This is a genomic window from Paenibacillus sp. FSL M7-0802 (genome assembly GCF_038004945.1).
Taxonomy (GTDB): domain Bacteria; phylum Bacillota; class Bacilli; order Paenibacillales; family Paenibacillaceae; genus Paenibacillus; species Paenibacillus polymyxa_B.
This window is the reverse complement of the sequence record NZ_JBBOSD010000001.1, coordinates 5,333,446-5,359,947: the sequence shown is the minus strand read 5'-3', so window position 1 is coordinate 5,359,947 and position 26,502 is coordinate 5,333,446. Positions and strand designations below refer to the sequence as shown.

The 26,502-nt window shown below is 47.0% G+C and carries 30 protein-coding genes; 1 reads left to right on the top strand and 29 read right to left on the bottom strand.

Annotation, left to right across the window (positions count from 1 at the left end; all coding sequences use genetic code 11):
• Nucleotides 1–12: 12 nt before the first annotated feature.
• Together MHB54_RS24500 and MHB54_RS24495 are read right to left on the bottom strand one after the other, a co-directional pair.
• Nucleotides 13–531 carry a tetratricopeptide repeat protein gene (locus MHB54_RS24500; RefSeq protein ID WP_340982043.1) on the bottom strand — a complete coding sequence of 173 codons (519 nt, stop codon included), beginning with the start codon at nt 529–531 and terminating at the stop codon, nt 13–15.
• A gap of 50 nt (nt 532–581) precedes the next feature.
• The gene (locus MHB54_RS24495) at nt 582–911 is read right to left on the bottom strand and encodes a nucleotide pyrophosphohydrolase (protein ID WP_023989148.1); all 330 of its coding nucleotides are present in this window, start codon (nt 909–911) and stop codon (nt 582–584) included.
• A gap of 214 nt (nt 912–1,125) precedes the next feature.
• Between MHB54_RS24495 and MHB54_RS24490 the strand changes: the two genes are divergently transcribed.
• Nucleotides 1,126–1,995 (top strand): YitT family protein, encoded by an 870-nt coding sequence (locus MHB54_RS24490; RefSeq protein ID WP_023989149.1) that lies wholly within the window; start codon nt 1,126–1,128, stop codon nt 1,993–1,995.
• Nucleotides 1,996–2,072: 77 nt separating this feature from the next.
• Here MHB54_RS24490 and MHB54_RS24485 read toward each other — a convergent pair whose 3' ends face one another.
• The 27 genes from MHB54_RS24485 to MHB54_RS24355 all read right to left on the bottom strand — a co-directional run bounded on the left by MHB54_RS24485 (nt 2,073) and on the right by MHB54_RS24355 (nt 26,496).
• Complete coding sequence (locus MHB54_RS24485; protein ID WP_023989150.1) at nt 2,073–2,918, bottom strand: sporulation protein YpjB; 846 nt, start codon at nt 2,916–2,918, stop codon at nt 2,073–2,075.
• A gap of 80 nt (nt 2,919–2,998) precedes the next feature.
• Nucleotides 2,999–3,895 carry a GNAT family N-acetyltransferase gene (locus tag MHB54_RS24480; RefSeq protein WP_264453641.1) on the bottom strand — a complete coding sequence of 299 codons (897 nt, stop codon included), beginning with the start codon at nt 3,893–3,895 and terminating at the stop codon, nt 2,999–3,001.
• Between the two features lie 2 nt (nt 3,896–3,897).
• Nucleotides 3,898–4,542, bottom strand: coding sequence for a DUF1405 domain-containing protein (locus tag MHB54_RS24475; protein ID WP_264453640.1), 645 nt, complete (start codon nt 4,540–4,542; stop codon nt 3,898–3,900).
• A gap of 173 nt (nt 4,543–4,715) precedes the next feature.
• The gene (locus tag MHB54_RS24470) at nt 4,716–4,895 is read right to left on the bottom strand and encodes an IDEAL domain-containing protein (RefSeq protein WP_013371655.1); all 180 of its coding nucleotides are present in this window, start codon (nt 4,893–4,895) and stop codon (nt 4,716–4,718) included.
• 22 nt (nt 4,896–4,917) lie between these two features.
• On the bottom strand, nt 4,918–5,424 hold the full coding sequence (locus MHB54_RS24465; RefSeq protein WP_025723088.1) for a gamma carbonic anhydrase family protein: 507 nt from the start codon (nt 5,422–5,424) through the stop codon (nt 4,918–4,920).
• A gap of 52 nt (nt 5,425–5,476) precedes the next feature.
• Nucleotides 5,477–6,586: a hypothetical protein gene (locus MHB54_RS24460; RefSeq protein ID WP_053325667.1), complete on the bottom strand. Its 1,110-nt coding sequence runs from the start codon at nt 6,584–6,586 to the stop codon at nt 5,477–5,479.
• Between the two features lie 165 nt (nt 6,587–6,751).
• Nucleotides 6,752–7,354: a histidine phosphatase family protein gene (locus tag MHB54_RS24455; protein ID WP_264453639.1), complete on the bottom strand. Its 603-nt coding sequence runs from the start codon at nt 7,352–7,354 to the stop codon at nt 6,752–6,754.
• A gap of 68 nt (nt 7,355–7,422) precedes the next feature.
• The gene (locus MHB54_RS24450) at nt 7,423–8,049 is read right to left on the bottom strand and encodes an anti-sigma factor (RefSeq protein ID WP_071558551.1); all 627 of its coding nucleotides are present in this window, start codon (nt 8,047–8,049) and stop codon (nt 7,423–7,425) included.
• On the bottom strand, nt 8,046–8,642 hold the full coding sequence (locus tag MHB54_RS24445) for an RNA polymerase sigma factor (protein ID WP_013310707.1): 597 nt from the start codon (nt 8,640–8,642) through the stop codon (nt 8,046–8,048). The genes MHB54_RS24450 and MHB54_RS24445 overlap by 4 nt, the downstream gene beginning before the upstream one ends.
• Nucleotides 8,643–9,451: 809 nt before the next feature.
• The gene (locus MHB54_RS24440; RefSeq protein WP_071558550.1) at nt 9,452–10,540 is read right to left on the bottom strand and encodes a prephenate dehydrogenase; all 1,089 of its coding nucleotides are present in this window, start codon (nt 10,538–10,540) and stop codon (nt 9,452–9,454) included.
• A gap of 26 nt (nt 10,541–10,566) precedes the next feature.
• Nucleotides 10,567–11,670, bottom strand: a complete 1,104-nt coding sequence (gene hisC / locus MHB54_RS24435) for a histidinol-phosphate transaminase (protein ID WP_023989160.1) — start codon at nt 11,668–11,670, stop codon at nt 10,567–10,569.
• Between the two features lie 57 nt (nt 11,671–11,727).
• On the bottom strand, nt 11,728–12,534 hold the full coding sequence (gene trpA / locus MHB54_RS24430) for a tryptophan synthase subunit alpha (RefSeq protein WP_264453638.1): 807 nt from the start codon (nt 12,532–12,534) through the stop codon (nt 11,728–11,730).
• On the bottom strand, nt 12,531–13,727 hold the full coding sequence (trpB, locus tag MHB54_RS24425) for a tryptophan synthase subunit beta (RefSeq protein ID WP_013310713.1): 1,197 nt from the start codon (nt 13,725–13,727) through the stop codon (nt 12,531–12,533). Before trpB ends, trpA begins: the two co-directional genes overlap by 4 nt.
• Nucleotides 13,724–14,395, bottom strand: coding sequence for a phosphoribosylanthranilate isomerase (locus MHB54_RS24420; RefSeq protein WP_028540642.1), 672 nt, complete (start codon nt 14,393–14,395; stop codon nt 13,724–13,726). The genes trpB and MHB54_RS24420 overlap by 4 nt, the downstream gene beginning before the upstream one ends.
• On the bottom strand, nt 14,392–15,186 hold the full coding sequence (trpC, locus tag MHB54_RS24415) for an indole-3-glycerol phosphate synthase TrpC (protein WP_028540641.1): 795 nt from the start codon (nt 15,184–15,186) through the stop codon (nt 14,392–14,394). Before trpC ends, MHB54_RS24420 begins: the two co-directional genes overlap by 4 nt.
• Complete coding sequence (trpD, locus tag MHB54_RS24410; RefSeq protein WP_028540640.1) at nt 15,176–16,222, bottom strand: anthranilate phosphoribosyltransferase; 1,047 nt, start codon at nt 16,220–16,222, stop codon at nt 15,176–15,178. The genes trpC and trpD overlap by 11 nt, the downstream gene beginning before the upstream one ends.
• A gap of 34 nt (nt 16,223–16,256) precedes the next feature.
• On the bottom strand, nt 16,257–17,807 hold the full coding sequence (gene trpE, locus MHB54_RS24405) for an anthranilate synthase component I (RefSeq protein WP_028540639.1): 1,551 nt from the start codon (nt 17,805–17,807) through the stop codon (nt 16,257–16,259).
• A 386-nt stretch (nt 17,808–18,193) separates the two neighbouring features.
• Nucleotides 18,194–18,568 carry a chorismate mutase gene (aroH, locus tag MHB54_RS24400; protein WP_013310718.1) on the bottom strand — a complete coding sequence of 125 codons (375 nt, stop codon included), beginning with the start codon at nt 18,566–18,568 and terminating at the stop codon, nt 18,194–18,196.
• A gap of 2 nt (nt 18,569–18,570) precedes the next feature.
• Nucleotides 18,571–19,665 carry a 3-dehydroquinate synthase gene (aroB, locus tag MHB54_RS24395; protein ID WP_023989167.1) on the bottom strand — a complete coding sequence of 365 codons (1,095 nt, stop codon included), beginning with the start codon at nt 19,663–19,665 and terminating at the stop codon, nt 18,571–18,573.
• Between the two features lies 1 nt (nt 19,666).
• Entirely contained in the window at nt 19,667–20,836 is a 1,170-nt protein-coding gene (aroC, locus tag MHB54_RS24390; protein WP_028540638.1) for a chorismate synthase, read from the bottom strand.
• Nucleotides 20,837–21,064: 228 nt separating this feature from the next.
• A complete protein-coding gene (locus tag MHB54_RS24385; protein WP_023989169.1) occupies nt 21,065–21,865 on the bottom strand; it encodes a CheR family methyltransferase in 801 nt (266 codons plus the stop codon).
• 30 nt (nt 21,866–21,895) lie between these two features.
• Entirely contained in the window at nt 21,896–22,339 is a 444-nt protein-coding gene (gene ndk, locus MHB54_RS24380; RefSeq protein WP_028540637.1) for a nucleoside-diphosphate kinase, read from the bottom strand.
• Nucleotides 22,340–22,449: 110 nt separating this feature from the next.
• The gene (locus MHB54_RS24375) at nt 22,450–23,424 is read right to left on the bottom strand and encodes a polyprenyl synthetase family protein (RefSeq protein ID WP_013310723.1); all 975 of its coding nucleotides are present in this window, start codon (nt 23,422–23,424) and stop codon (nt 22,450–22,452) included.
• A complete protein-coding gene (locus MHB54_RS24370) occupies nt 23,421–24,287 on the bottom strand; it encodes a menaquinone biosynthetic enzyme MqnA/MqnD family protein (RefSeq protein ID WP_028540636.1) in 867 nt (288 codons plus the stop codon). The genes MHB54_RS24375 and MHB54_RS24370 overlap by 4 nt, the downstream gene beginning before the upstream one ends.
• The gene (locus MHB54_RS24365; RefSeq protein WP_013310725.1) at nt 24,244–24,903 is read right to left on the bottom strand and encodes a UbiX family flavin prenyltransferase; all 660 of its coding nucleotides are present in this window, start codon (nt 24,901–24,903) and stop codon (nt 24,244–24,246) included. The genes MHB54_RS24370 and MHB54_RS24365 overlap by 44 nt, the downstream gene beginning before the upstream one ends.
• Nucleotides 24,903–25,775, bottom strand: coding sequence for a UbiA-like polyprenyltransferase (locus tag MHB54_RS24360; RefSeq protein ID WP_028540635.1), 873 nt, complete (start codon nt 25,773–25,775; stop codon nt 24,903–24,905). The genes MHB54_RS24365 and MHB54_RS24360 overlap by 1 nt, the downstream gene beginning before the upstream one ends.
• Nucleotides 25,768–26,496 (bottom strand): demethylmenaquinone methyltransferase, encoded by a 729-nt coding sequence (locus tag MHB54_RS24355; RefSeq protein WP_023989173.1) that lies wholly within the window; start codon nt 26,494–26,496, stop codon nt 25,768–25,770. Before MHB54_RS24355 ends, MHB54_RS24360 begins: the two co-directional genes overlap by 8 nt.
• Nucleotides 26,497–26,502: the final 6 nt, after the last annotated feature.

The following is a 26,502-nucleotide window of genomic DNA, read 5'->3' as shown; positions in this document are numbered from 1 at the left end:
CATCCATTTGTGTTAGATCTGTTTATTCATCTGCTGGCATAACTTCTTCATGAGGTTGGCAAGCTGCACATTGTGAGGAAACAGTGCAGCCGCCTCACGAGCAGCCTGCACAGCCAGCTTATACTCATTCAATTCGTCATAAATCAATGCAAGCAGCAAAAAAGCATCCCCACATAACGGATCGAGGGCTATTGCTCGTTCCAGTAGTAAAATCGCATCCTGACGCACCTGTGGCGTAGCTCTGTCAACATCCAGCATTTTTCTGGCCTTCTCCGTATGCTGCCTGGCTTCCTGCGCATGCAGATGGAGAATATATTCATCCTGCTGTGGAGCGAGACGAACCGCATGCTCTGCATATGCGAGAGCCTGCTCCAAACGACCACTGCGAGCATAGGTAACTGAGCACCGGAAATAATGCTCCGCATGATCAGGCTGGGCTGAAATTGCTTTTTCAAACCATTCCACGGCCTGCTCAAAATCGTTCTGCAAAATGCACTGATAAGCTTTCTGAACGTATTCCTCCGCCTTCATGACACTGCACCTCCGGGTAACCGGTTTGGTACAGCATATGTACAAAACGCCTAATCGGTGTCCTTTTTAGTCCAGCGATTCGCGTCACGCGTGTTAAATTTTTGCATGACCTTATCATGAGCCTCGGTCAAATTTATACCTAGTGAGTTCGCAAAGCAAACTGTGATGAACAAAATGTCCCCCAGCTCTAGCTCAATGGAATTGTCCGCCTCATCCGTTTTTTTCGGTTTCTCACCAAAGGAGTGATTGACTTCCCTCGCCAGTTCCCCGACTTCCTCAGACATCCGGGCCAACATCGCCAAAGGGCTAAAATACCCTTCCTTAAATTGAGATATATACTGGTCTACCTCACGTTGAATTTCATCTAATGATTTTTCCATGAAACACGCAATCCCCCCATGTGCAGGTTTATTCATATGTTATCGTAAAGCACATTTTAAAACAAATTTTTTTTAATTGTGTACTTATGATCCCAACTTACAGTCATCAGTCTTTTAAAGCTAGCGTAAAAAGGTATACTACATATAAGGAGCTGCGATTTAGCAAAATCAGCATGAAGTCGTTCTTCCTTAAACTGCTACTGCGAGGGATTATATGAAGATATCCAAGTCCATGGAACAGCTTAAAATGATTTTATCCATTGTGCTCGGGACCGCCATTTATGCATTCGGTCTGCTTTATTTTATTATACCCAGTAAACTGATGGAAGGTGGTATTACAGGGATCACCCTGCTGCTTAATTATGCTTTTTCGATTTCACCCTCTCTCTCCACATTACTTCTGAACATTCCTTTATTTTTAATTGGTTGGAAAATGCTTGGGGGCAAGCAAATTCTATATACAGGGGTAGGTATCGGGTCGCTCACTTTTTTTCTGTGGTTATTTGAAAAAATGATTCATTTCGGATGGATGGGAACGTTTCAGACTGAACACGATTTTATACTTTCTTCATTATATGCAGGGGTTACGCTTGGGGCCGGGTTAGGTATTGTGTTCCGCTTTGGCGGCACCACGGGCGGCTCGGATATTATCGCTCGTATTCTAAACCGGAAGTTTGGCTGGAGTATGGGAAGGATTCTGCTGGTCATTGATATTGTCATTATCGGTGCTTCACTACTTTACATACCAAAAGAAAAAATTCTATATACATTAGTCGCCGTGTTCATCGCGTCCAAGATTATTGATTTTATACAAGAAGGGGCCTATTCCGCCAGAGCCTTTATGATTATCAGCGACCACACGATGGACATTGCGGATATTATTATTAGGGACATGGATCGCGGAGTTACTATTATTCCGGCTGTAGGTGCATTTTCCAAGCAGGCCAAGCATGTTGCCTATTGTGTCGTGCCTCGTCAGGAAATACGACGTTTGCACCAAATTGTTAAATCGGTTGATCCACGGGCGTTTATTATCATACAGGATGTGCATGATGTACATGGAGAGGGGTTCAAAGAGGAATAGCCCGGAAATCCGGGCGATGGGCTAACCTATATGGATGGCTCAGCAGCCAACGACGCGAATGTTTGAATTTTGCATCGTTATCCAGAGAGACCAGCTCGATATTTACGATAACCTGCATAGACCAGCGCCAGCAGAACAATCATGCCGATTGCCAATTCTGCCCGGCGCTCACTTTCACGCGGGATAAATGGCGCCAGGGCAGTGGCGTCTTTTTCACGTCCAAACAAGGCATTAAACGTCGGATTCCCCTGATCCAACGCCCCTCTAATCGCTGAGGCATCTGCATTTTGCTGATCCCCCAAACCTTTGACGTAGGAAATCCATGAGTCAGCCCGGACAACTTCACTTGTTCTGCCATGAATCAATGCTGCTGTACGGATCGTCTCATAGTGGTCCTCCAGCACTGCGGCTCCAGCTTTGAAACCCTTCATGTTACCTTTAGCAAACTGGCTGTTCAAGCCACTAACATCTTCTTTTAAAATCTTATAATACTGCTGCCATAAAGGCTGACGCGGATGTGCAAGCGCATCGGTCGCAAGTCGTAAATTGGCCGCAGCCTTCACCCACTCATCCGGTGATGCTTGGACGGACTGTGTAGCTTGCTGCACCTCAAGGATGCTGCCGGACAAAGCATGAATGGCCTCTACAGATAACGCTGCCTGCACCTGTCCGGTGCCAAACCATCGACTCACCTCGGCTACATCCGCGCGCGCTTTTTCAATGTTCCCGTCCATGACATCCCGGTACAGTATCGCAGCTGCATGATCTAGTTCCTCAATTTCTTTTGTATTTCCTATGGGTTTTGACTGATCACGCGCTTCTGCCACACCTGGAGGGACGCAGACAGACAGCAGCAGGACCATAGATAAAACAACACTCGAAACAATACGTATCATAATTTGAAACGCCTGACCCCTAAACATGGGACATCCCTCCTCACCTTACTGTATGGCAAGGTTACCGGGACTAGAACTTGCTTTAGGACGAATCGTTTGAAGCCGGGTTATGCCCGGGACAAAATAGGAAACATTCGTTGGTTTTCTTTACATGTGTTTTGATCTTTAGTTTTATAAAATAGCGTCGTATCTTCCTGTTTCAACAGAGAAATATTGCAGCCTTCCTGTTCTCTTGGTGTAAAGCCAAAAACAACCTTCTTCGTTTCTTGTTTCGTTACCGCTGACAGTATGATATCCATAGGAATTTCGCCCGTTCCATAAATATCGTAACAATTCATCGTATCCCCTTCAAAATCTGCAACCACAATCGTATCGTATTGAGGTATATACCAAAATTTATCTTTAAAAAACGAGATGGCATAGAATAAGACCAGCCATTCACTACTTTTCGCAGCAAAAAGTGAATACGGATTTAATCTAGCACTTTTATTTTTGAGTAAATTTAAATCCGACTGCTCTTCCATGTTCAATTTCTCAACTTTAATGTCTACGTTGTTTGCGGTTACTTTCCGGTTTAATTGATATTCTTGTACCGAAACAAACCCGAATTTAGGGTAAAAATTCTTCACACTATCATTTGCGAACAAATACATAGCATCACAGTTGCCCTGCCAATCTTCTAATACACGTTCTATTAAAAACCGGCTCAACCCTTGATTTCTATAGTTGGTATCCGTCATTACAGTTCCGATTTGGATACACTTTCTCATTTCACTCGACAAACAAAAATCCATCAGACTTATAGATACATTAGCCACAACAACCTCCCCATCTAAAAGTACGTAAGGGATATATTTATCATTCCAAAAGCCCAATTGATACCAAGCCTCAAAATCAAAACCAAAGCTTTGTTTGGCTAATTGATTAAAGCTCTTTCTTATTTTAAGATCATCACGGATTCCTTTTTTAAATATATATTCTTTTTGGTTTATAACAATATTCATCTCTATTTCTCCACTTCTACTCCCTTTCGATTGCGCCCAAACATGGCAAGCCATGTCGCTATGATACTGACAAGGGTCAGCATATAGGTAAAAGCACGCACTTGCGGTACATCATCCGTTAGCGTCTTCGGAAGATACGGATATATGCCAAATGTATAATCCATCGTATCATTTAACAATGTCCAGAGTGCAGCTAGGCATAAAGCAGTCCATTTGCAGGTGAAAAAACGCACGAACAGTAACACTTCGACCGCCATTGCCGTGTGAGATGCCACCAGCATCCAATCCTGCCATATCATGTGTCCCCCCTGCGCGACTCCCCAAAAAATAATAGCCGAAGCCCAGATGCCATATTTTACACTCGTGACAACAGCCAACGCCTCCATGATCTGGCGAATGACCTTTAAGCTCTTGAGATGCGGAGAATAGAGCAAAAATGCTATAGAGATCGTAAAAAACAGACTCGCCGTCGGACTATCAGGCACAAATACAATCTGCCACAACGGGTGATAATTTAGTGTATATTCCAACTGCCCCCCATACCATATGTACCCATACACTGTTCCCACAAAATTACACCAGAACAGCAGCCACAAAAAAGGCCGGCTCGTCAAGAACGACCGGCTCCACAAATAAGATAACGACACGTCCTTCATCCTCCGTTCATACGACAGTTACCTTGTACAGGCTCCATCCTACAAAGACTATATCATATCCAAGCGTATCAAAAAAACCTGACCGCCGCTACAGTCAGGTTTGATGATTATAATCTCGAACTAACGATTTGTCTGAAATCCAACTTAGGGTTCCTAAAATTGTTCTAACTCATTGCTTTCAGCTCATCCGTAAGATGACGAAAAGCTACTTCATCTCCGGAGGCTAGCGCCTCATCAATATCCTTGTAGAGTTTTTCACTCCGGTGTTTACGTAATGCCTCGTCCAAAACCATCTCAGCAGACAGGCCCAACATTACTTCATAAGTAACCTTCATTTTATCCATAGGATGCACCTCCAACATGAGTTTAAGAGATCCTATATTCTTTTCCTTTCGCCACATAGCTGAGTGCCGTTCGTGACATCCGCTGCAAATCTGCATCTGTCAATTCGCGCACCACTTTGGCAGGTGTACCGAGAGAAAGAGTATAGGGTGGTATTTTGGTATTTTCCGTAACGACCGACCCTGCTCCTATTAAAGCATATTCACCAAGCTCCGCTCCGTTGAGTACAATGGCCCCCATACCGATTAAAGTGCCTTTGCCTACCGTACAACCGTGGATTATTGCAGCATGACCTACCGAAATGTCATCCGCCAGCAACAGGGGCTGATCCGTGTTCACATGTCCCACGACACCGTCCTGAATATTGCAGCGTTCACCGATGATGATAGGCGCCATATCTCCGCGCAGTACGGCATTAAACCATACAGAGGAATCTTGACCGATCGTTACTTTTCCGACAATTTTTGCTCCTTCTGCCACATAGACAGATGAATGGAGCTGTGGCATGTTTCCGTTATAGTGAATCAGCATCAACTTCACCCTCTCATTTTGGGTGAAATTCTATCAACATGTGTGCTGCTTGTCAATGGAGCCGTATACCCGAGTCGTTCCGCCCAATGCGGCACTCTCCCGCCAACTTCAGCCCCCAGGCCGTCATCTGTACAGATGGTCCTGTCGAATGTTCACCCTGACGAAGCATACCCAAGTGAAGCATCATTCGTATAATCCTCTGATCAAAGACCGAACGGGGCGTATCATAGTAAAACGGTCGAATCAGTGGGCCGATATGTACAAAAAGCGACTCTGAGGACGTCCAAGGCCTGGCACATTCTCCAATCCAGTAGACTAGAGAGAGCAAATTAGGAACGGCTCCTTTATACAATCTTAACCAAAACCTGAATAGCTGTATCATTTCCTGCTCAATTGTATGCTCCTGATGCGCTTCTCCCTTTGCCGTCAGCACAACTTGGTCCCCTTTCTCCTCAATGTACTTGGAGTGACGGGCATAATCATACAGTAGTGCCATTCGGTCTGGATAAAACTTAAAAGAGGAGCCATACCCGAAACGCCATCCTCCCTTACCCAAAAGCGGCTCCGCAATGTGCAAATGCTCCATCAGCTGCTGCTGATTGCGACGATACCAAGCTCCCTCGGGATTTAGCGGAACCTCATGCTGCCCCATGTATTGAAGGAAAAGCCGTAAATCCTCTGCCAGCAGATGCCCTTCATCCCGGTACGACGACGGTTCGCTCACCCGTGTCATTCCGCTTTGGAAGTCATGTACCATAACACGTCGAAAACGCTCCTTCATATCCAACGGAATTTGGAACAAATACCTCGTATTGTGCGTCGAACCATTGAACAACCAGCCACTAGAACGCAGACGGGTCACAATATCCCTTGGCCGCTCACCAGGACTTTCGTCCTCCTCAACAGACTGTTTGGCTATTGCAACCAATTCCTCCATGCTGAAATACGGTCGGTCATCGAACAGCAGCGCGTTCAAAAACCTTACCTCTGACAACCTCAGCTCCTTGACCTGCGTCTCAAAAAAACTACTGCTGCCGAGCTTCGTCAAAATCCCCTGGATCAACTCATGCTTGGAATTAGGTTTACAGTCACAATCGTAATACACCGCGATTCTGTTCAAATGCACAATATCCGCAAATGTCAGCATATCCGCCAGATTCATTGTTCCATCGCCTCGTCACTGGACTGTCATCCGGAATTGATTCTTACCTGTTGTACCCACAGCTTTGACGGATTGTTCAGACTCTAAACCTTTTTTTTGCAAAGCTATAATTAAAAAATAAAAAAGACCACGACTCCTACAATGAGTAGAAGCCATGGTCTTTTACTAACTTTTTGAGTTACAGTCACTTTTCTCTTGCAAATGCTTCGTGCAGTTATACAAAAGTGGTGCCCAATCCATATCCTCACGCTGGAGTACACTAAGTGACAAATTGCCGATTCGTTCCGTGAATTTTTCCTGATACAGAGCCTTATACAAATTAGCCAAAAAACCGCCGTGGGAAACGACCAGCAGATTCTTGTCCCGATTTCCCGTCCAAATGGCCTCCATAAAAGCTAGCCCACGAAGCTGAAGATCTGCATCGCTTTCCTGCCCGAGATCCAGCAGATGCCAGTCGACTCCCCACTTCTCTTCACGCTCGGCCTGCGTCATGCCCTCGACCTGACCATAAGCACGTTCTCTTAGTCGATCATCAGACTCTAACAACGGGAGATGCAGAGCAGAAGCAATAATCTCCCCGGTCTCTTTCGCTCTGGAGAGACTACTTGTAATAAGCCCGTCCCAATGATAAGGCTCTTCCTTTAATCGTTCTGCTAGCAAGCGTGCCTGTCGGCGCCCTTCCTCATTCAACGGAATATCACTGTGGCCCTGGATTTTCCCTACCGCATTCCAATCCGTCAATCCATGTCTGATCAAGCCAATAAGCATCGTGTCGTTTCCTCCGCTGTTTTGTTATTCAGTCATTGTTATGAATTCATATTGGACCAGCTGTCCTGCTAATTTCTGACCCTTCTCGCCCGATGGATCCAGCCCAGAGAAAATAAAGCAAGCGCAAGTGCCAATACAGACAACAGCATCCAGTATTGCGGATAAGTAGGAACAATGCTAGCAACCAGCGGGTCCATAATGCCACTATTCACATCTTTAATGTGGTATTGATATTGTGGAGATGTACTTGTAGTTTCCAACAGGCCTGTCGGTAAAATACCAGTGTCCATGACAGGAGCTGCTTGAGGGGGATTTTCCTGAGAGGAGCTTCCATTCCAGTTCAAAAACAAAAAGCTGCATAAAAATACGGCCAAGAAGCCGGCGATCCATACAGACATATACTTACGGGCTGCTGGGTTCACACGCGCACGTCGATGCTCGCCCGGAACAAGCCACGGTGATTCTTCATAAATTCGATCCATGACCCTGCGATTCATTGCCTCTAGCTTATCATCTGTTATTTCAAAGGAAATATCACGAATGGTGGATCGATTTTCTTTTGACAAATCCCACTCTTTTTCTTCCGAACCATGCTCCCACCCAGCAGACGAGCTTTTGGCCCGTCTGCGCTCCGAGTCTTGTTTCGATACATTTTTGCCTGTAGCGAACAAATCCTCAGTGTCCCTGGATTTCATTGGCTGCTCATCCCTTCGTTTTCCTCATAGAGAGGCTCAAAAAAATAAGGCTCCAACTGCGTCTTCACACTGGTTCTTGCCCGGAAAAGCAATGACTTCACCGCACTGACCGTCTGTCCTAAAATAGTCGCAATCTCCTGATAATCTAATTGCTCATATTCACGCAAAATCAGCGCAGATCGCTGCTTCTCAGGCAATCTATTGATCGCTTCACGAACCATCTCTACCTTCTCACCGCGAAGGACGGCCTGCTCCGGAATTACATCCGATGGAGCTACCGGTACATAACCGCTCTCCTCCAATGGAACCTGACCGCTACGGTGCTTGCGAAGCTCACTTAGCACCGTATTGCGTGCAATTGTATATAACCAAGTGGAGAACGATGCGTCTACCTCGCGAAAAGAGTGCAGGCTCCGATACGCTTTATAAAACGTCTCTGAGCATAAGTCCTCAGCAATCATTTCCAGGTTCGAACTTTTCAGCATATGATAAACAAAAGCTAAAATTTTACGTTGGTGCCGCCTCATTAATTCTGAATAAACCTCAACATTACCTTGTTTGATTTCCTGAATCATCTGGGAATCTGTCATCATCCGAGTGAGACCCTCCTCGCCCATACATGTGCTGTTTTCCCGTTCGATTCTGTCTATATATACCGAACAGGTCAAAAAAAGTTGCGCACTCTGCGCAAATGGATGAAACAGCATCATGGAACATTTGTTATTTTCTTACCCTATGTAGTGCCAACATTAACGGTGCTATCCCCAACAATATTCAACATCCAAAATGGACTTACCCATTGTACCACAAAATGACCGCCAGTAAAAAAGTCCAAAATCCCCACGATTTCCATCAATGCCTCCCTAACGCTGGCAACTAATTCATTTATACAGCTTTTCAATGGATTTTAAATTTTTTCAAGATTAAATGACTAACCGATTGAAAGTGTTCTTTTCAAATGCACCAATAAGGATAAATACACAAAAAGAAAACGCTTTAAAAAAATATTGACAAAATGAAAACGTATACATATAATAAAAGTACAGTATGGTTTCTCTCCACTCCTATCCTACTCAGCTACTTCACTAAAAGTAGCTACCACCCGGGGCTTTACCCGGGTGGTCTTTTTTTTATTCAAAAACAGGAGCTTTAAAAAAAGCGGACGAAGAAACCTTCGTCCGCTCTAGATCTTTTCTACTACTTCACTCCCAGAAAGTGTGTGTTGCTTTATAGGCGGTCAGTAGCGCAGAGGTTCATTTGAATCTGGAGAAGCGGAGCGTTCGCCTTTGCCGCCGGATTTTCCCATTAAAGAATCTGATCGAAAAAAATCCGGCGGCAACAGCGATCGTAAGATCAAATGAATCGCGAAGCGGCCTCCTTAACGAACATCTCACTTTCCTTCCTATACCACCACTTTATAGCCCATCGAATCCAGCAGAGTCTTAGCACGCTCCCAATCCTGCTCTTGACGGAAGGAAAGCCGCATGATGCCTGGGACATCCTCCCGGCTTTCAATGATTTGCATATTGCTCAGATTAATGCTGTGATTACCGAGTTCCATAGCAATTCGCCCGATAATCCCTGGGGTATCCGGTACATCAATATACAGATCAAACGTGGAGACGATGACTCCTTTGCGACGCTCTGGCAGTTCACTGCGGAAGTGCCCAGCTGTCAAAAACTCGTCAGCTATTCCCTCACCGTCTTGTATTCTCAGTAAATGGGTAAAACGCTCAATCTGTCCGTTCCATTCTTCCAACAGACCTAGTAAAACTTCACGATTGCTCAGTAAGATGTCCCGCCACACAACCGGATCACTAGAGGCTATCCGTGTAATATCACGGAACCCACCGGCGGCCAATGTACGGTACAACGGATTTTCATCATTGTGCTTTCGCACCTGATTCACCAGCGCCGCTGCAATAATGTGCGGAAGATGGCTAATCGCGCCGACAATGTCATCGTGCATATCAGGTTGGACACGCACAACATGAGCACTAGTATATTTTAACAAACGTTCCAGTGAACTGTATGCTTCCTCAGGCACACCCTCTGCCGGGGAAAGCACATAATATGCGTTTTCAAACAGCAACGCGGAAGCAGCCTTTACACCGGAACGCTCTGAACCGGCCATCGGATGACCACCGATAAAGTAAGCGTTGCGCAAAGAAATTTCTGATGCTTTCTTGGCAATTGCCGATTTCGTGCTGCCTACATCAGTGATAATACAACCCGCTTTAAGCGGTAACTTGCTTAACAGTTCGAGATAATGCTCCAGTAAGCCCACAGGTACGCATAAAAAAATAAAATCGGCATCCGCTGCCGCTTCTTCAACCGAGAGAGTCGCGGTGTCCACGACACCACGGCTTAACATCGGTTCCATCAGTTCAGGGAGATGAGCATGGCCGGCAACAGTAATATCTGGCTTCCCTTTAAAACAAAGTGCGAGGGACCCACCAATCAGTCCCACGCCGAAAATGGCAATCTTCATCAATTATCAAATCCCATCTGCGGAAATTATAGGCGTACTTTCGCCGCTTCCGCCCCCAGGACCTGTTCCAGCGCACGAATAAACAACTCATTTTGCGGCTGTGATCCAACCGACACCCTAATATATGTCGGATATTTGTGATGACCTGCGCGAATAATCACACCTTTACGAAGCAACTCCTGGAATACTTCACCGGATGGACGACGTACATCCAGCATAATAAAATTACCATGTGCCGGGAAAGACTCCAGTCCCAGACGCTTCAGCTCATTTTGCAAATAAGCTCTGCCCTCTGCATTACGATCCCGGCATTCTTGAACAAATTCCTGATCTTCCAAGGCAGCAATGGCCGCAGCCTGTGCTACCCGTGATGTATTAAACGGTTCACGAACCTGATTTATCAAGCGAATGATTGACTCAGCTCCCATACCATAACCAATGCGCAGCGAAGCAAGCCCATAGATTTTGGAGAAGGTGCGTAGTACAACCAGGTTTTCATACGCTGGCAACAAACGAATGCCGTCGGGATACGAGCGATCCGTCACAAACTCGGCGTAGGCTTCATCCAGTACAACCATGATATGCTTTGGTACTTGGTCCAAAAACGCAATCAGCTCTGCTTCGGGTACAATCGTGCCCGTCGGGTTATTTGGATTACAGATCCAAATAATTTTCGTACGGTCATTGATGTGGGACAGCATAGCATCCAGATCATGTACACCGTCACGCAAAGGCACCTCAACTGCAACCGCTCCCTCAATTTCTACGTTACTTTTGTATACGGAAAATGTCTGATCGGCCATAATGCTTTCTTCCCCGGGAAGGAGAAAAGCACGCGTAATCAACGCAATTATTTCGTCAGATCCGCAGCCATAGATAAACTGTTCCTCTTTTAAACCCGTCCGTTTAGCTAGTGCCTGTGTCAAAGCTACGGCACTTCCGTCAGGATATACACTAATGTTAGCAAACTCCTGCTGAATGGCCTGCAACACTTTGGGAGAGCTACCATACGGATTCTCGTTCGAGGCGAGCTTGATGACTTCATCGAGTCCCAGCTCACGTTTTACGTCTTCAATCGGTTTACCGGGCTGATATACTGGCAAATGTACAATATGCGGTTTAGGTTGCATGCCCCTACCTCCTCTATCCAATCAGAACATATTTATTACTTTCTATTTTGACAGCCATTACTGCTTTAATTGTGCCACAAAATTATGAATTTGCAAAAGACCTTCTTGCCTGCGCGCAGAATCATTCAGCAATGGAATGGCTTCTTCCACCTGACGTACAATAGCACTGCCGACCACAACTCCATCGCAAATGTTTGAAAACCGGGCTACCTGCTCTTGAGTAGAGATCCCAAAGCCGACCGCTACCGGAATATCCGTATGCCGTTTGACCTGCGCGATAAAGCCCTCTATACCTTCAAAAAAGGAAGCTCTTTCCCCGGTTACACCCAGCGAGGATACACAGTATACAAATCCTCGGGCCTGACGGACAATTCGCTCGATCCGCTGTTCAGAAGTTGGAGCCACCAGAGGAATCAGATGCACACCCACCTCTGCTGCCCGTCCTCCCAGCTCCTCCGCTTCCTCCAGCGGAAGGTCCGGAATAATCAGACCACTGATACCGTGCTCCTGCAAGCCTGCGAAGAAAGCATCCATACCCATCTGTAATACAGGGTTATAATACGTGAACAGAATAAAAGGCAGGCTTGAACCTGCCGCCCTAGCCAGAGAAGCTGTCTCCATGCACGTGCGGATGGAAATTTGCCGTTTCAGTGCACGCTCAGACGCGCGCTGAATTACAGGACCGTCAGCCAGCGGGTCGGAATAGGGTACACCCAGTTCCAATATGTCAGCTCCGGCCGACTCTAACTGCCGAATGATCTCTATTGTAGTATCCACATCCGGGTCACCTACCGTCAGAAAAGGAATTAATGCCGTTTTGCCTTCATTTTTAATGCGACCAAACGCCTGATCAATTAAATTCATGACGGATTTCCTCCCAAATACTTGATAATGGAGTCCACATCTTTATCCCCGCGTCCAGACAAACAAATGACGATAATATCATCTGCCGTCAACGTAGGTGCCAGCTTGACGACCTGTGCAACTGCATGTGCCGACTCTAATGCAGGAAGTATTCCTTCGGTACGGCAGAGAAGCTGAAGCGCATCCAGCGCTTCCTGATCGGTAATCGGAACATACTTGGCCCGCTCAATATCTTTCAGGTATGAATGCTCCGGTCCAACACCTGGATAATCCAGTCCAGCCGAGATGGAATGCGCAGGCTGCACTTGTCCGTACTCATCCTGAAGCAGATAACTCATAGAGCCTTGGAAGACCCCTTGTGTTCCCTTGGTCATCGTAGCTGCATGGAATTCCGTTTCGACACCTTTTCCAGCGGCCTCCACGCCAATCAAAGCGACACCCTGATCCTCAATAAAAGGATAAAACATGCCGATGGCATTGCTTCCGCCACCGATCGCTGCCACGATGACATCCGGAAGTCTGCCTTCCTTCTCTAGGATCTGGCGACGTGTTTCATCACCAATCACACGTTGGAAGTCCCGCACCATCATCGGATACGGATGCGGGCCGACAGCTGAACCCAAAATATAGAACGTATCATGGACATGGCTGACCCAGTAACGCAAAGCTTCATTCCCGGCATCCTTAAGTGTACGTGTACCCGATGTCACCGGAATGACCTCTGCACCCAAAAGCTGCATCCGAAAGACGTTCAGCTGCTGGCGCACAGTATCCTCTTCGCCCATAAACACCTTGCATTCCAATCCGAGCAACGCAGCCACAGTCGCTGTCGCGACACCATGCTGTCCTGCGCCTGTCTCAGCAATGACCTTCTGTTTACCCATACGCTTCGCCAACAAACCCTGAGCTAATGCATTATTGATTTTGTGGGCACCGGTATGATTTAAATCTTCGCGCTTCAAGTAAATTTTAGCCCCGCCCAAATGCTGACTCAGACGCTCCGCATGATAAAGTGGCGTTTCCCGACCAGAATAGTCCTTTAGGAGCCCGTTCAACTCTGCTTTAAACTCGGGATCATCCGCGTACTTACGGTAGGATTCCTCCAATTCAATCAGTGCGTTCATCAACGTTTCCGGTACAAAACGTCCTCCAAATGTTCCAAAACGTCCGTTGTTATCAGGTAATTGTGTCATGCCTGCTTCACCCTTTCTACGAATGCTGTGATTTTTGCAATGTCCTTGACTCCGTTCGTCTCTACACCGCTGGATACATCCAGCCCATCGGGATGATACTCATGAACTAGCTTTTCCGCATTATCGGCAGTCAGCCCGCCGGCTACAAACAAAGGGATTCCATGTTGATGAGTCCAAGCCTGATAGGCAGGAATTCGATCCCACGCAAACGTTTTTCCGGAGCCGCCACCATACAGGGGATCGTATGTATCCAGCAGTAAAGCGTCAATTGTCCCGACATAGGCATCCAATTCGTCCGCCGAGCGTTCTAGCTGCCCTTGACTGTCCACAGACCATGCCTTGAATACCTGTATACCAAAACGCTCCCTGATCTCCCGACAGCGCTGCGGACTTTCCTGCCCATGCAGCTGTATGACATCCAAGGGTGCTTTCTCCATCACATCATTTAACAGTGCATCACCAGGGTTCACAAATACACCCACGCTGCGCGGTCTGCTGCCTGAGGTCCATTCATCCAATACGCGAAGCAGCTCTCCAGCCTGTACGCCGTCAATCCGGCGCTTGCTGTCGGCAAACACAAAACCTATATAATCGACCGGTAAGTTTACCATAGATTTTAGCACTTCAACGCTTTGAAGTCCACAAATTTTTATGCCCGTTTTGTTCATGCTTTAACCCCGTCCATCAATTCGGCTACAGCCTGTCCTACATCTTCCTTGCGCATCAGATGCTCCCCGACCAGGATACCGTGTGCACCTACCGAATACAGATACTTAACATCTTCCGGTCCCGCAATTCCGCTCTCACTGATGAACGTAATCCCTTTAGGAATTAGTGAGATCAGCTCCTCTGTCGTCTGGAGACGAGTCTCGAATGTCCGCAGATTTCGGTTATTTACACCAATCAAGGTTGCTGTCCCCAGCTCCAGCACCGCTTTAAGCTCCTCGCTGTCATGCACCTCTACCAATGCGTCCAGCCCGAGGTCCTTGGCGATCTGTAAAAAGGACCCTAATACACGCGGTTCCAGGATAGCGGCAATCAACAGCACCGCATCCGCTCCCAGCAGACGAGCTTCATATATTTGCCGTTCATCAATGATAAAATCCTTTCGCAGCAGCGGAATCTTCACCTGATCGCGAATTTGCTGTAAATATTTAGGGCTCCCCTGAAAATACGTCACATCTGTCAGTACAGAAATGCAATCCGCTCCTGCTCCCTCATATGCACGTGCAATGTCCACAGGATGGAAATCCGGTCGAATCAACCCTTTGGATGGGGAAGCCTTCTTCACCTCAGCAATCAGTCCGAGCGGACGGTTGCGTCCGCTCGCGATCGCATTTTCGAATCCTCTCGTCGCAGGTAAATCAGCAATTAATCGTTCAGCTTCACTTATTTGAAAATGCTTCTTAAGCTGCTCCACTTCTTGTCGCTTCGTCACCACAATTTTATCAAGATACATATTGATATTCCCCCGTTGCCTGTATTAATTGATCCAGCTTGGAGAGTGCCAGTCCCGAGTCAATGGCTTCTGCCGCTCGTGCTACTCCGTCCGTCAAGGTGTCTGCTGCCCCTGATACATAAATGCACGCTCCTGCATTCGCTAGCACAACATCCCGATAAGCTCCATGCTCTCCGTTCAAAATTCGTCGTATGATATCTGCGTTAACCTGTGCGTCGCCACCCAGCACCTGATCGAGAGAATGCGTCTGCAAGCCCAGATCCGACGGATGAAGCTCGAACGTGTGAACCTTGCCGTCCTTCAACTCGGATACTCGTGTCGCAGCTGAAATACTAATTTCATCTAGCCCATCCAGACTACTGACAACCATGGCCCGTTTGGAGCCAAGCTGGTTCAATACCTCGGCAATGACTTCCGTTTTGTTGGCGTCATAAATGCCCAACAGCTGCCGATCCGCACCAGCCGGATTCGTCAATGGACCAAGCATATTAAATACCGTCCGTACACCCAGCTCGCGACGCGGCGCGGCGGCATGCTTCATAGACGGATGATACAGCTGCGCGAATAAAAAGCAGATGCCGATTCGGTCCAGACATGACCTAGCCTGATCACTCGTCAAATGAATGTTGACTCCCAATGCCTCCAGGACATCAGCGCTCCCAGCACGGCCACTTGCAGAACGATTGCCATGCTTTGCTACCCGCACTGACACCGAAGCTGCGATGATCGCGGATATCGTGGAAATATTAAACTTGTGAATACCCGAACCTCCAGTGCCACATGTGTCCAGCAAACGACCACTACCTTCTTCAGCTTGCACTGGACTAGCGTAGCTACGCATAGCCTCGGCAAAACCAGTGATTTCATCTACCGTTTCCCCTTTGAGGCGAAGAGCCGTCAGCAGCCCGCCAATTTGCGCCTGTGTAGCACTTCCACTCATAATCTGTTCCATTACGCTACGGGCCTCCGTACGCGAAAGATGCTGTCCCTCAATGATCCGGCTTAACCCCACTTGCATCATGTCATGTCGTTCCATTGTCGTCTCCTCCTCAAAATCAGATTTTTGTGTGTTACGGAGTATACAAATAATCCTGGTTGATGACGCTGTTATAGGGCTGTGTCGTTGCCGGGAACATCACTTCTGCCGTGCGGATTGCCTTCAGCAATGCCTTTGCTTTGTTTACCGTCTCCTGATACTCGCTTTCCGGAACCGAGTCCCACACAATTCCAGCGCCTGCCTGGACATAGGCCCGGTTCTTTTTAAACACAATCGTGCGAATCGTAATGCAAGCGTCCATATTGCCCGAGAAGCCCAAATATCCAATCGCCCCTGCATAGGGTCCGCGTGCTTCCCGCTCCAACTCAGCAATAATCTCCATGGCCCGTAGCTTCGGAGCCCCCGATACAGTGCCAGCTGGCAGACAAGACAGGAAGGCATCGAAGAAATCTTTGTCCTCACGTAGCTCACCCGACACATTGGAAACAATGTGCATGACATGGGAATAGCGTTCAATTTCCATAAACGTATCGCATTTGACTGTGCCAAACTGTGATACACGGCCCAAATCATTTCTTCCCAAATCGACCAGCATCAGATGTTCTGCACGCTCTTTTTCATCGTTTAACAGTTCTTCAGCAAGTGCCGCATCTTCTGTCTCCGTTACCCCACGTGGTCTCGTTCCTGCAATAGGACGGGTTTCTACCCGGCCGTTTTCCACCTTGACGAGTGCCTCAGGCGAGGTGCCTACGATGATCTCGTCATCCATTTTCAAATAATACATATATGGCGACGGGTTCATCGTGCGCAGCACGCGGTATACCTGTAAAGGAGAGGCCTCTGTATCAATGTGAAAACGCTGGGATAGTACAACCTGAAAAATATCACCGGAGCGGATATACTCCTTCGCCTGCTCTACGTTTGATATAAATTGTTCCTTCGTCATATTGGATTGGATCTCACCTAGTTCCACATCATCAGGAATGGAAGCCGATCCTAATCGCTCAGGCGGGGTCTGCTTGCGCAGATACTGCGCCGTTTCCTCCAACCTGCGTTCCACATCAGCATAAGCAGCACGAATGTCCTCATCGCGAAACCCTTCGCCTATATGAACATTGCCGACCAGCAAAATTTGCTGTTTCACATGATCAAAGACAATTACTTGATCGCAGAACATAAAACGAATATCATCCATATTCAAATCATCTACCGAATGCTCTGGCAGCTTTTCATAGTATTGAAGCAAGTCATATCCAAAAAATCCGATAGCCCCGCCTGTAAATGGAGGCATTTCTTTCAGTTTCGGACTACGGTATTTACGAAGCAATGCTTTGAGCGCTTCAATCGGCTTGTCGTTTAATATTTGCCGTTTACCGTGTTGCTCCAATATCAAACGTCCTTTTTTACCCGAGACCATTAGAAACGGGTCTGTACCGATGAATGAATGTCGCGCCCACTGTTCGCCTCCCTCAACACTCTCTAGCAGAAAGGCACGGTCCCGCTCGGCATACCGACGGAAAATCCGAATCGGCGTCTCCATATCAGCCAGCACTTTTTTGTACACAGGAATCAGGTTAAATTCACTCGCCATCGTTATCACTTGCTCCACATGCGGCGTTAACATGAGATCACTTCCTTTCCAAATTGGCGCAGAACCAAAGGAGAGAATATAAAAAAGCCTCTACCGGTAAGGTAGAGGCTGTCAGTTATCGAAATTATAAGAATGCTCCATATGTAAAATGACTACAGCAAATAGATAAGTATACACTCATCCCTTTTGTATAACCGCACAGGTTGCCTCAAATAAGCTTCTCTGTAGAAGAATATCTCTTCATAGACAAAAGCTTACCCGCTACCGCCGATCTCTGTAATCTCATATGGAATTGGCTAAGGCTGCACTCTTCTCATCTCAACTCTGTCTCTGGCTAACTCTACTCTACTTAACTCTGCTACACACACTATATCTCATGGGATGTTACTTTGGCAACCATCAACTTTAAAAACGGGCACTTATTTCCCTTGGGAAGCCAGATCCGGTCTTAACGCCTGTGCTCCGTTCAAATATACATGTTTAATTTCCCGCTGGGATTTATCGGTGTTCACCTGTACCATCAAACGGATGCACTTGGGTAAACTGCCTGCCACAGGAATTTCTAATGCACACATGAGCGGAACCATATCCCAGCCATCAAGCTGACGAATGGCCTTGGCTGGAAAGGCAGTATCCAGGTCATGGGTCACCGTAATCCATACGTTACTAATATCCTCCGGCTGAATTTCATTGTAGGATACAATTTCCTCCAGTAGTTGGCATGTTGCTTCCAAAATTTCGTTTTCTTCATTATTCACTACGGTCGTCGCGCCACGAATTCCCCGATTGTACATCGTTACGCCCCCTCTTTTAACTGTTCAATAACTCGTCGGATGTAAGAGACGGAAATATCCTTCACAACCTCCACGTGCCCGATGCTACGTGGGACGACAAAAGTAATGCTGCCTTCTTTGAACTTTTTGTCATGCATCATCGCGTCCAGCAGCCGATCTGTATCGAGATGTGACGGAAGGGAGGTCGGTAGCCGTAGCGAAGACAACATATCCTTCGTTTCATCTACCAAAGAAGGATCTGCCCCCAGCTTCACGCCCAAAAGTGCGGAGCCGACCATACCAATAGAAATGGCTTCCCCGTGTAAAAACTCACCATATCCCGCAATGGCTTCAATCGCATGACCAATCGTATGACCTAGGTTTAGAATAGCGCGTAAATCATTTTCTCGTTCATCGCGCGACACCACTTCGGCTTTTACGGAACATCCCTTTTCCAGACCGTACTCCAGAGCTGTCGCATCCAGCGCAAGTAAATCAGTCGCATGGTCACGGCACCACTGGGCGAAATCAGCATCCCAGATCAAACCATGCTTGATCATTTCAGCAAGCCCCGCAGATACCTCACGAGGAGGCAAGGTAGACAACGTATCTACGTCATATAACACAAGTTCCGGTTGATGGAAGGCTCCTATCATATTCTTCGCCAAAGGATGGTTGATGCCGACCTTACCACCCACGCTACTATCATGGGCAAGGATCGTAGTGGGGATCTGTACAAACTTGACACCTCTCATATAAGAAGCTGCCACAAATCCAGCCAAATCACCCACCACACCACCACCAAGTGCAATAACGGCTGAATTGCGATCCAAACCGCCCTCAATGGCTGCTGTTATGACCTGCTCAAATACAGCAAGCGACTTGGAGGTTTCACCTGGCTTAACGACAAAGGACACTGTCTTGTAGCCAGATGCCTGAAGATTGCTCTCCAATGTTGCCAAGTAGAATCCCGCTACATTTTCGTCAGAAACAATCAACAACGGGCTTTTTTGCGCAATTCCTCGTTCCTTCAACAACTCTCCGGCTCGATGTAACAGCCCTCGTCCGATATGAATAGGATAAGAACGTTCGCCAAGTTGTACCGTCAGCGTACTCATCTTAGTACCGCCCCAGTTGTTCTTCGTAGGATGCAATATTCGCGCGAATCTCTTCAATCGAATCCCCACCGAATTTTTCTAGCAAAGCTTTCGCAATCTCCCAAGCTACGACATGCTCCATGACTACGCTTGCCGCTGGCACTGCACATGCATCCGAACGCTCAACCTGTGCGGTGAACGCTTCCTTTGTATCAATGTCGACGCTTTGCAACGGCTTGTAGAGTGTGGGAATCGGCTTCATTACGCCACGAACCACAACTGGCATTCCATTCGTCATACCACCCTCAAAACCACCCAAACGATTGGTACGACGGTGATATCCACGTTCCTCATCATATAGAATCTCGTCATGCACCTGTGAACCGCGCAATTCCCCTGCTTCAAAGCCGATGCCAATCTCCACGCCTTTAAATGCATTAATCGACATGACGCCTTGTGCGATACGTGCATCCAGTTTCCGATCATACTGTACATGACTGCCCAGACCAATCGGAACACCTTCTACAATACACTCCACTACCCCACCGACTGAATCACCTTCTTGCTTGATCAGATCAATGTATGCTTCCATTTTCTTTTCGGTTTCTGGATCGGTTACTCTCACCGAGGAGGCTTCTGTCACGGCAATCAGCTCATCAATCGGCAAATCACGGTAAGGAGCTTCGATTTCCCCAATACGGATGACCTGACCTGCCACCTTGATTCCGAACTCAGCCAGCAATTGACGGGCCAAACCGCCGCATGCCACACGAATTGCTGTTTCACGTGCACTGGAGCGCTCCAGCACGTTACGAAGGTCCTTCAGGTTGTATTTCATTCCGCCATTCAAATCCGCATGACCCGGACGTGGCCGGTGAACCCGACGCTTGTCTTCATCACTGCCTTCAATAGGCTCAATATTCATAATGTTCTGCCAGTGCTTCCAATCGTTATTTTCCACAACCAGCGCAATCGGTGCACCTGTGGTATAGCCGTGACGTACGCCTCCGGCAATCTTCGCCGTATCTTTTTCAATCTGCATACGCCGACCCCGTCCATACCCTTTCTGACGACGGTGCAGCTGAAAATTCAATTCCTCAAAATCCAATTTTAAATTGCTCGGCATACCCTCTACAATGGCAGTTAGCTGGGGACCATGCGTTTCCCCCGCGGTTAAATAACGTAAACTCATGACGCGTTCCCCCTTTAAACTGTTAAACTGTGCATCGCTAAAATCTTTAACTGTGCTTCATTATAGTATACGCACCTTTCTTTGACAAGAAAAGCCACGTGTATGCAGATAAACAAAAACACGCCTCTTAGCCAAAGGGGCTAAAGGACGTGCTTTGCTGATAAGCCAACCATCAATTACTCAAGGATATAAATAAGTTCCTACAAACTTTGGATGATACATGCAGGCTTATGCTTTTTTGCGATAAAAAAAGGTTTCCGTCGATTCCAGACCATATTGGTTAGGAGAAAAGATTTGCTCTGTACTACCGACAAATAACACACCGCCGGGACGAAGACTGGCTGCAAACTTTTGATACAACGTATGTTTGGCCTCTTCTGTAAAATAAATCATTACATTTCGACAGATAATGAGATCATAACCATCCTCAAACCGATCCAGCAGCAAGTTTTGCTTTTGAAATTTCACGGCTTGTTTCAAACGGTCATCAATTCGATACATCGCACCATCCGGCTTAAAATATTTGCTAGCCACCTGCTCAGGTACATCCTTGAGCGAACGCTCCAAATATTTGCCTTCCTTGGCTTTTGCCAATGCACCGTCATCAATGTCGGAAGCTGTAATGGAACAATTCCCCAAAATCCCTTTACCGTCGAGAACCATAGCCAGGCTATAAGGCTCTTCACCAGTCGAGCAGGCAGCACTCCACAGCTTAAGCTTCTGCTTCCCCACAAGCAGCTGTGGCAAGATTGTATCTCGCAGCACTTCCCACCGATTGGGATTTCGCCAAAATTCCGAAACATTGATCGTCATTCGATCCAAAAATTCATAGAATAGAGGTTTTTCCTTCATCATGGCATCATAAAAAGAAACAAAACTGGGAAACCCGTTTTTGTTGCGAAGCGTAGTTAACCGCCTTTTCATCTGTGCTTCTTTGTATTGTGCAAGATCAATACCTGTGCTGTCCTTGATTTTGCGGATAAACGCTGTGTAATCGGGGTCCGTCTGACCCAGTTCCATATCCGTCATGCTACCATCCTTCTTCATACGTAATTTAACTTACATCCAGGTCGCCACACTTTTTTCATACCGAATGGATTCTTCCGGCATGAAAAAATTTGCAATCTCGCGCTCTGCGCTCTCCGGTGAATCTGAACCATGAATGAGGTTAAACGGTGTATGTGCTGCAAAGTCTCCACGAATTGTGCCCGGAAGAGCTTCAGTTACTTGTGTTTTACCAATCAACAAGCGGGAAAGCGTAACGATGTTATCCCCTTCCCATACCATAGCAAACACAGGGCTTGATGTGATAAAACCTACAAGCTCTTCAAAAAAAGGCTTGCCCACATGCTCCGCATAATGCCGTTCTGCCTGTTCTCTAGATACTTGCACAAGCTTGCCAGCCGTCATTTTGAAGCCTTTGTCTTCCAGTCGACTGATGATACGTCCAATCAATCCACGTTGTACACCATCCGGTTTAACCATCAAAAAAGTACGATCCATCGGCTCACTCCCAATCCAATCTAATGTATTTATACAGTACTAAACTGTATTGTAACAGAAAGCTTGGAACCGGTTAAAGCATTTTGTCACAGCAAACCCAAAACACAACTTTAGTAGGAGCGGCGTGTTACAAAATGAGCAATATCGCGTAGCGTCTTTTTTGTTTTGACATCTGGTAGTAAGTCCAGCGCGTTTAGCGCTTTATTAATATATCGGTCGGCGAGAATTTCAGCTTTAGCGATTCCTTCACTTTTTTTGATCATATCCACCGCTTTGCGTGCGTCTCCTTGCCCATCTCCATCCTGAATGCGGCGGATTTCAGCCAGTAGATCGGCACGCAACTCAGGCTGTTCAAGCGCATAAATCACCGGAAGCGTAATATTCCCCTGTCTCATATCGCTGCCCGGCGGCTTGCCAATCTTTTTTTCCGTGCCACACAGATCAAGCAGATCATCCTGAATTTGAAAAGCCATACCTACGTTATAGCCGTAGCTGTACAGCAGGGAATTGACACTTTCTCGTGCCCCTGCAGCCATAGCTCCCAGCTGGCAACTAACCGCAATCAACAATGCCGTTTTTCGCCGTATGCGAAGCAAATAATTCCGCACACTCTGATCCACATTAAAAAAATCACGAATTTGTTCCATTTCACCAATGGACATCTGCACCAGCGCTTTAGACAGTACCCGGTGAATGTCGGGATTCGGCAGTCCAGCAGCAATAGACAGCGCACGTGCATATATGTAGTCTCCGGTGTACATAGCCACCCGATTGTCCCATTTGGACTTCACGGTGGGTTGACCGCGTCTCATTTCCGCATCGTCAATCACATCGTCGTGAACGAGAGAGGCAGAATGAATCAGTTCCAGAGGTACCGCTATACGTTTGAGCTTGTCCAGATCATATTCCCCAAACTTGCCTCCCAGTAATACAAATACGGGACGCAAACGCTTGCCCCCTGCTTTAAGCAGATGAAGCGACGTATCATTAATCAACGGCTCCGTACTGTCGATACTGCGATACAACTCTTCTTCTATAAAGTTCATATCCTTCTTTAATAAACCGAACAAATCCAATCGTTTCATTCTTTCACCCGTGTCAGCGTATTGTCACTCCAGAGAAGCGGCTTCACTCGTCGGTCAAGCAGCCCCAGTTCATGCGCATACTGAAAATAAAGCTCTAAACCTTGTTGTTGCTTCTCTCCAAAATCATAACACAGATTAGTAAAGTAGCGCTCCCAATAATCTCGCAGACCTCCAATTTCCTCGCATGCTTCAGAAATAACAGGCGTCAGGTCCGACAGACTACGCTGCTTGCTTACGCGGAACGCACTTGCAATTTCAGCCACCGCCGCGGGATTTTGAGCAGCAACAGCACGTCGTACTGCCCATACAGCAAAAGTCATACTATAGCCCGTCCAGCGCTTCCACTCTTCTCCGAGGTCCGTAACATACAGACCTTCGCTTCGCCAAGATGCCTTAATCGCGTGATCTCCAATCAGCAGCCCTGCATCTGCCTGTTCCAGCATCAAGTCAAGATCCGGTTCACAGTCAAAATAGGAAGGCTGACCTTCCCATGCCTTTTGCATCAAAATTTTCAACAAATTCACGGATGTAGCAGACGTATTCGTTAGTGCAATGGTTCCGTTTTTGATTTCGTCAAGCGGCTTGCGTGAAAATAGTAAAATGGATTGCACAGGACCATCTGCACTGACGGATAAATCCGGCAACAATAGCATTTCCTCAGCACCCGATGCATACGCAAATGAGGACATCGCACTGATATCCAAACTCCCATTCAGCATACCTCGATTCAATTCAGCCGGAACTTTAGAAACCATCTCCGCCGAATGGAGAAGCTCAGAAGGATTAAAATAATGAAAAATAGGCCAAGCGTTTGTATATTTAATTTTTCCGATTGTGATTGTCTTGGTGTCCGGCGTCGGCATCGGAATCCCCCCATCTCGTAAACAGTTGATGTTCTATACGCAAGCTGTCCAATACTTTGCCTACGAGGAACAGCACAATATCATCCAGCGTCTTCGGATGAAAGTAAAAAGCCGGCATAGCCGGAATCATTTTGACGCCGAGTCTCGCAAGCTTAAGCATGTTTTCCAAATGAATGGCATGTAGAGGCGTTTCACGAGGCACAAGGATCAGCGGACGACCTTCCTTCATCATCACGTCCGCTGCTCTCGCCATGAGATTATCGGACGAACCGTGTGCTACTGCTGACAACGTCCCCATCGAGCATGGCATAATAATCATCGCATCCACCAAATAAGAGCCGCTCGCAATCGAAGCTCCAATATCTGTGAACGGATGGTATACAAGAGAACCGGGACGGCCTCCGAATTGTTCATTCAAAGCCCCTTCCCGGTCAGTCACATTCCAGCCCAACTCCTCTTTCAATACCCGCCAGCCAGCATTGGAAACGATCAGGTGAACTGTGTATTGCAAGTCCAGCAAAGTCTCTACCAGTCGCACACCATAAATGCTTCCGCTCGCGCCTGTAATGCCAATAACGATTCGTTTGCCTTGATGTCCGCTCACCTGATTATTCATTAGTATTGACGCACCACCAAATCAATCAGTGTAAAGGCAAACACGACAGTGCTAAGTACACCGTTCATAGTAAAGAATGCCGTCTGCAAACGACTCAAATCTTTTGGAGATACGATATAGTGTTCATAAAATAAAATAATGTACGAAATAATCATGCCCGCCAGATACCACCAGCTTAAATCTGCAATAAAGAACAGTACAATAAATCCGATTGCCGTAATGACGTGGAATGCCCGAGCGATGTTCAACGCACCTGCTACACCAAAACGGGCAGGAATAGAATAAACTCCTTCGTTTTGGTCAAAATCTATATCCTGACAAGCATAAATTACATCAAATCCCGCCGTCCAAAATGCAATCGTGAGATATAGTACGATAGCAGTCAAATCTATTTGTCCCGTTACTGCAACCCACGCGCCGAGTGGCGCCAAACCAATGGTCAGACCAAGCACAATATGGCAAAGCCAAGTGAAACGCTTGGTGTAAGAATAAAAAACGAGCATAAAAAAGGCCAGCGGGAACAGCTTGAACGCCAGCGGACTTAACTTGAATGATGCCCAGAATAACAACACCAAACTGACGATAATGAAAATCACCACTTCGCTCGATTTGAGCAACCCCGCCGGGATAGCGCGTCCTGCTGTGCGCGGATTTTTCCCGTCAATCACCCGGTCAATCATACGATTGAAGCCAAAAGCCGCGCTACGTGCGCCAACCATAGCTAGCAGAATCCAGCCGATCTGCGGCCAAGAGGGAAGGTTGCCTGTCACGATAACAGACCCCAATACAGCCCCCATGAATGCAAATGGGAGCGCAAATAACGTATGTTCAATTTTAATCATTTCCAAAAAAATAGCAATTTTCTTAAACATGCTGACTCTCCTTGATTCCAATGTGCAATGCCGCAATGCCTCCGGTGAGAGAATGAGCCTGAACATCCTTCAATCCGACTTCACGGAAGATGCCAGCCAACTCATCCCTTCCTGGAAAAAGCGCCAACGAATCAGGGAGCCATTTATACTGCTCATAACGTTTGGCGAACAATTTGCCGAGCATGGGCAAGATGTGTTGAAAATATGTGTAGTAAATTCCCTTGAACGGCTGCCAAGTAGGTTTGGACAATTCCAGACATACGACCTGCCCGCCAGGTTTGACGACTCGTTGCATCTCCTGTAACACGTGGCGCAGATCAGGCACGTTGCGCAGACCGAAACCAATCGTCGCATAATCAAATGAATTATCTTCAAAAGGTAGTTCCATCGCGTTGCCCTGAACAAGCTTAATTTGCTTTTCACGGGATTCTGATGTAATCTTACGCTCGCCAACATTGAGCATGTTCTGACTAAAATCGAGTCCTACGATGTGACCACTTTCACTTGCTCGTGCCATCGCAAGCGTCCAGTCACATGTACCACAGCAAAGATCAATTGCCGTATCGCCGCGATGCATGTTCATTTTTTTCATCGTAAATTTCCGCCAAGCCTTATGTCTGCGAAAGCTCAGTATATCGTTCATCAAATCGTATTTACCTGCTATGCTTTCAAACACGCCATGAACGAATTGCTCTTTCGGCTTGGTGTCGCTTGATCCCATCACGTT